Source organism: Ruegeria sp. CDSC068, assembly GCF_059610545.1.
The window spans coordinates 1-4,727 of the sequence record NZ_JBXWNV010000023.1 but is presented as its reverse complement, the minus strand read 5'-3'; the positions used below and the strand labels follow the sequence as shown (position 1 = coordinate 4,727).

Annotated in this window: 4 protein-coding genes; all 4 read right to left on the bottom strand. The window is 61.5% G+C overall.

Annotated elements, in window-relative coordinates; genetic code table 11:
* Complete coding sequence (locus AC2FID_RS22420; RefSeq protein ID WP_472722431.1) at window positions 1-1,416, bottom strand: polysaccharide biosynthesis/export family protein; 1,416 nt, start codon at window positions 1,414-1,416, stop codon at window positions 1-3.
* The gene (locus tag AC2FID_RS22415; protein WP_496838791.1) at window positions 1,406-2,047 is read right to left on the bottom strand and encodes a YjbF family lipoprotein; all 642 of its coding nucleotides are present in this window, start codon (window positions 2,045-2,047) and stop codon (window positions 1,406-1,408) included. The genes AC2FID_RS22420 and AC2FID_RS22415 overlap by 11 nt, the downstream gene beginning before the upstream one ends.
* Complete coding sequence (locus tag AC2FID_RS22410; RefSeq protein WP_496838790.1) at window positions 2,044-4,113, bottom strand: YjbH domain-containing protein; 2,070 nt, start codon at window positions 4,111-4,113, stop codon at window positions 2,044-2,046. Before AC2FID_RS22410 ends, AC2FID_RS22415 begins: the two co-directional genes overlap by 4 nt.
* A gap of 363 nt (window positions 4,114-4,476) precedes the next feature.
* Window positions 4,477-4,727 (bottom strand): sugar transferase (locus tag AC2FID_RS22405; protein WP_496700158.1); only part of this gene is annotated, 251 nt, incomplete at its 5' end.

Sequence of the window (4,727 nt, the reverse complement as noted above, 5' to 3'; positions counted from 1 at the left end):
CTAATTCACTGCAGCGTTGATTGGTGTTGTTATGAGTGATGGAGTGATTTGGCTGATTGTTCTGCCCCATTTTGTGACGGGGTTTTCTGCGATGAAGATGATGTCGTTGGAGCGCAGTTGGAAGCGGGCGGCAAGGGTGAGTTGTGCGGCGTTTCGGATGTCGAGGTGCCATGCGGTGACGGCGCCGAATTCGCGGGCATCTTGCGCCGCGCGCAGGACGTAGACCTCTGACGCGTCGCCGGTTTCCTTGGCGATGCCGCCGCCGGTGTCGAACAGGGCGTCGGCCAGGGTGGCGGTGTGGTTGAACGGCAGGGCATAGCGGCCCTGTGTACGCACTTCGCCGGACAGGTAGACATAGTCGCGGTCAACCGCATCCAGCTCGATGGATTGAATGTAATTGCTGCGGCGCTCGTCCAGGTCGGCGCGGCGCAGATTGACTGCGGTGTTCAGCTCTTGCAGGGCGGTCTGGCGACCCTCGAGTACGGTGTCGCGCAGCGCGATCTGCTGGGCAAAGTAGCGTTCGGCGCGGTCCAGATCGTAGTCGGTATCGACAAAGACCGAGTCATCGGCGACCAGATTGAGGTTCTGCAATGCGGTGCGTGCGTACAGATCTTCGAGCGGGATCTGATACATCTGCCCGTCGCGGTAGATGCGTACCGAGGAATTGTCGATATCGCTGACCGAGACCGATCCGGCAGCCGACAGCGCCTCGCCCAGGGTCAGCTGGGTCAGGGTGATGGGCTGGATACCGGGCTGGCCGACGGCGCCGCCGACCGAGACGCGGCGCGAGTTGAACTCGGCAATCTCAAGGCTGAAGGTGGGGTCGATCTGGTTTTCCACCAGGCGCTGGAACAGCACGGCCTCGGCCTCATCGACGGTCAGGCCGCCCAGCCGGACGCGGCCGACATCGGGGATGTTGATCGAGCCGTCATCCTGCACGGTATAGCCGTTGCGGCTGTTCTGCGCGGCCAGCAGGCCCGACAGCTCTCCGGCGGTGCCCTGGGTGGACGGCGTCGACAGCACCAGCACGTCACCGATGCCGATGGTGTAAGGGCCGGGGTTGACCTGTGGCGGCGGGTCCAGCTGCAGCCCGGCGCGCGACCCGTCCTGGGTCGAGGGCGCCTCGGGCAGGGGGCCGGTGCCGCGCAAACTGGTGCCAGAGCCCGATCCTGCCGACAGCCCGAACACCGTTGGCAGGGTCTTGGGCGCGTATGGCGACCGGTTGGCGACCAGCACGGTCTCTGGCGTGACCGGCACAACGCGGACTTTGCCCGCGTCGGAGACACCTGCCGTGACCGACGGGCTGCGATAGATGGTGGAACACCCGGCAATCAGAACGGTCACAGCCAGCGCGCTGAGGAGAAGTGGAGTATGGCGCACGATATGCCCTCTGCTGTTGGAAGTCTTAACTGTCATTGGGCACAACCTTTATGAACATGTTGCCGAGGAAATTGCCGGTCCATTGCGAGGATTGAACGATGCGTCCTGAACTGTTTTGCACCCAGTAAACGTTGGTAAAACGATCCACCACCCCGAAGCATTCCTCTTGCCATTTTTCCGTTGCGACAGGGTTTCCGCGCAGCAAAACGGTCTCGGATCCCACGGCTTCGATCTGACACTCATAAGCATGTAACTCGATCTCATCGTTGGCGTTGAGAAAGCTGTGGAACCGTTCGACCCGGCCCGGACCGCCGCCCAGGATCCGCGCCGCGCTTTGGTGCACATCGGACGCCGACATGCCGTCGCCAAACCCCAGGGCCGAGGTCAGCATGCCGCGTTCCAGCGTGATGGTGGCCCCGTCCGCGGTCAGCCAGGTCTGTACCCCCGCGCGCTGGGTCTCAAGCAGCATAACACCGGCAAGATCGCGACTGGGAAACCCGACCTCAAGCCGGGGCGGGATCGGGCGGCGCGCGCCAAGGGCCTCGGCGCGCGGATGGAACCGGGGCGCATTTGGAAACAGCGTGCTCTTGAACAGGTCGACATCTTCCTGGGCCTCACCGCAGGAGATCAGAGCCAGGGCCAGCAGGGCGGTGCGCAGGACCTTCATCGCCAGAACCTTCCCCAGCCGCGCGACAGATCCTGCGCGCGGGCCTCGCGGGTCACGCCATACAGCCGGTTGCGCACGTTCAGCCGTGCGCCGCCATCGCGCAGAACCGGACGGATGGTCTGGGCGATCTTGTTGCGCGACGGGCGGCCGGTCAGCCACGAGACCGGGATTTCCAGCCGGATACCCTTGTCGAACGACCCTTCACCGAACTCCTCAGAGCTGACATTTGTCAGGGTAAAGAACGCCCCCACCTTGAAGCCGTTGTTGAACTCGCGATCCAGCGCGAAGGTTGCGCCATAGTCGCCGGCCAGATAGCGCCCGACATCGACCTGCGCATGATACTCGCCCGGCAGATCGTAATAGGCCGAGACGTGCCCGGTGAAGACATTGTAATCCTGAAAGCCGAACAGCACGTCAAAGTCGCGCTGCGCCACATAGTTGGCCTCGGCCCCAAGGGCCAGACGACTGTTGTTGGGATACCAAAGCACTTCGGTGGAAAGCCCGCCAAACATGGTTTCCAGGTAGCCCAGCGTGGTGCGGGCATAAAGGTCCTTGCCCGGCCGCCACATATACTCAGCGGTCATATGCTCGATCCGCAGGTTGGATTCGCGTGCATAGATGTTCCAGTCCGAGCGCACATGCGGCAGGGTCGAATTCGACGGCCGGGTGCTGTCATCGAGGGTACTTAGGATCGGCTGACGCAGACCTGTCGAAAAGGTCAGGCCCGGCGACGGGGTGTAATCCAACGCCAGCGCGGCCCCCAGTTCGTATCGCAGCGGGTCGTCGGGATCAAAGAAGGAGAAGTTCAGATAGGGGCCGAACCGATAGGAAAAATGCGGATAGGCATCGGTGAGGAAACCGCCCTGCACCAATGGCAACGTGTCCGAGATCTCGGCCCGGGCAAAGCTGCGCCAGGCGTTGTCGGGGTCATGTTCCAGTTCATAGAGGTCGTCGCGGTTGACGCGCACCGCACTCAGCGGCACGCCGTTCGACATCAGCGCAATGTCGAAATGTTCGGCTTGGGGCGGTTCTGTATTGACCAGCACGCGGGCGGTACGGCCCAGAGCCTGCGCGGCCTGCCCATAGCGGTTGTTCTCCACCCCGACGCGGACAGTGTCGCCGCTGTCGTTCAGATAGACCAGCCGCAGCCCTTCCTGATCCAGGGCGGATTGCATCCGCGCCCGGATATCACCTTTGCTGCTGTTCGCCGTTGCCGCAGCGACCTGCGATTCAGGGCGCAACGGCGGCGGTGCGGCACCCTGACCGCCCGGCGTCACCGCTTTGCGCGGATTGACGAAGTAGCTGTAGGTCAGCCCCAGCGAGGTGCCATAGAGATAAGAGGCCGTCAGCTGCGAGCCGTTCCGGAACCGGTACTGGGCGCCAAAATTGAAGGGCGATTTGACCCGGAAACTGTCATTGACGGATTCCGCCGTGTAAAGGTCGGGCGAATACTCGGCCAAAAAGGTCAGCCGGTCATTGTATTGCCAGCTGGCGCCGCCAAACAACGCCGCGTCGCCACGGAACCAATTGCCAAACTCGAGCTCACCCCCCTGGCCGTTCGAGTTTGACGCGGGCCGGGTGTCGAACCGGCTGCCGAAAATACCCAGCGGGTTGGAGAACGCACCACGCCCCGCCATGCGGCCCCATCCAATACCGCCGGTCAGCTTGAACCGGTCCTGAATGGTCTTGGTGGCCACGAAGTATTCCGCGGCATAGATGCCGGTGCCACCAAAATCGCGCAGCCCCATCACGATGGCCGGGCCGTGCCGGCTTTCTTCGCGCAACCGGAAATGGACGTCAAAGCTGCGGTCATACCGGGTGCGGTCCGTGCCGCCCGAACTATCAAACCCGTCAATCACTGCGTAGCGGAAGCTGCCATGCACCCAGGGCAACATCTGAAACGTCATCGTCGCCCGACCGGTGTTCCTGAGACCTGCGGCGGTAAAGACAAGCTCACCATCATCGAACATCTCGGCGGTGGGGATCTCGATCAGTCCGGGTGTGCCATAGGTCGACACGGATTGTGCCTGCGCCATGCCGGTCGCCATAGCGCATATAAACGCCAAGAGAGGCTTCCGCCTGACTGTCACCGCTCGAATAATCTTCACGTCTTTATGTCGCTTTTGGGACGACGGGATAACCCTATCGTCGATCCACGTCTCGCCTCGATATGCCCGTGGACTTATTTTCTTTGGGTTTGCGGTGCAAATACAATTCCGCACTTCAGTTAAATGAAAACCGGAAATGATTTAATCTACTACAGGTTGAATTGGCCAAAGGATCTTTGCAACTTTCGAACAGGGTAAGCGGCATCGATTCAAGGCAAAGCAATCGAATTGATAATTACATCAAAACCCGAAGCTGATCGCGACATTCACGCCAACGCCACGGCTGGACACAAGGGGATCCATCAGAGGCGCGGCCCCCAGTCAGGCGCCGCCGCGGCGCATCATGACAGCAAGCGTCCGCCACACAATGCGCATCTCCATCGCCAGGCTGGAATTTGCAATATAGTAGAGATCAGCCTGAACCTTTCGACGCGTCGCATCTGTGCCTTCGATATAGCCCAGCTCGACCTGCGCCAAGCCGCTGATGCCAGGGCGAACGTCGTGACGTTCCTGGTATCCAGGCACCTGCAACAAGTACATACGCGCATGCTCAATGTAATCCGGACGAGGTC

Excerpts from the sequence above, each read along its gene's own strand:
- AC2FID_RS22420 (WP_472722431.1), bottom strand. The coding sequence starts at position 1,416 with ATGACAGTTAAGACTTCCAACAGCAGAGGGCATATCGTGCGCCATACT.
- AC2FID_RS22415 (WP_496838791.1), bottom strand. The coding sequence starts at position 2,047 with ATGAAGGTCCTGCGCACCGCCCTGCTGGCCCTGGCTCTGATCTCCTGC.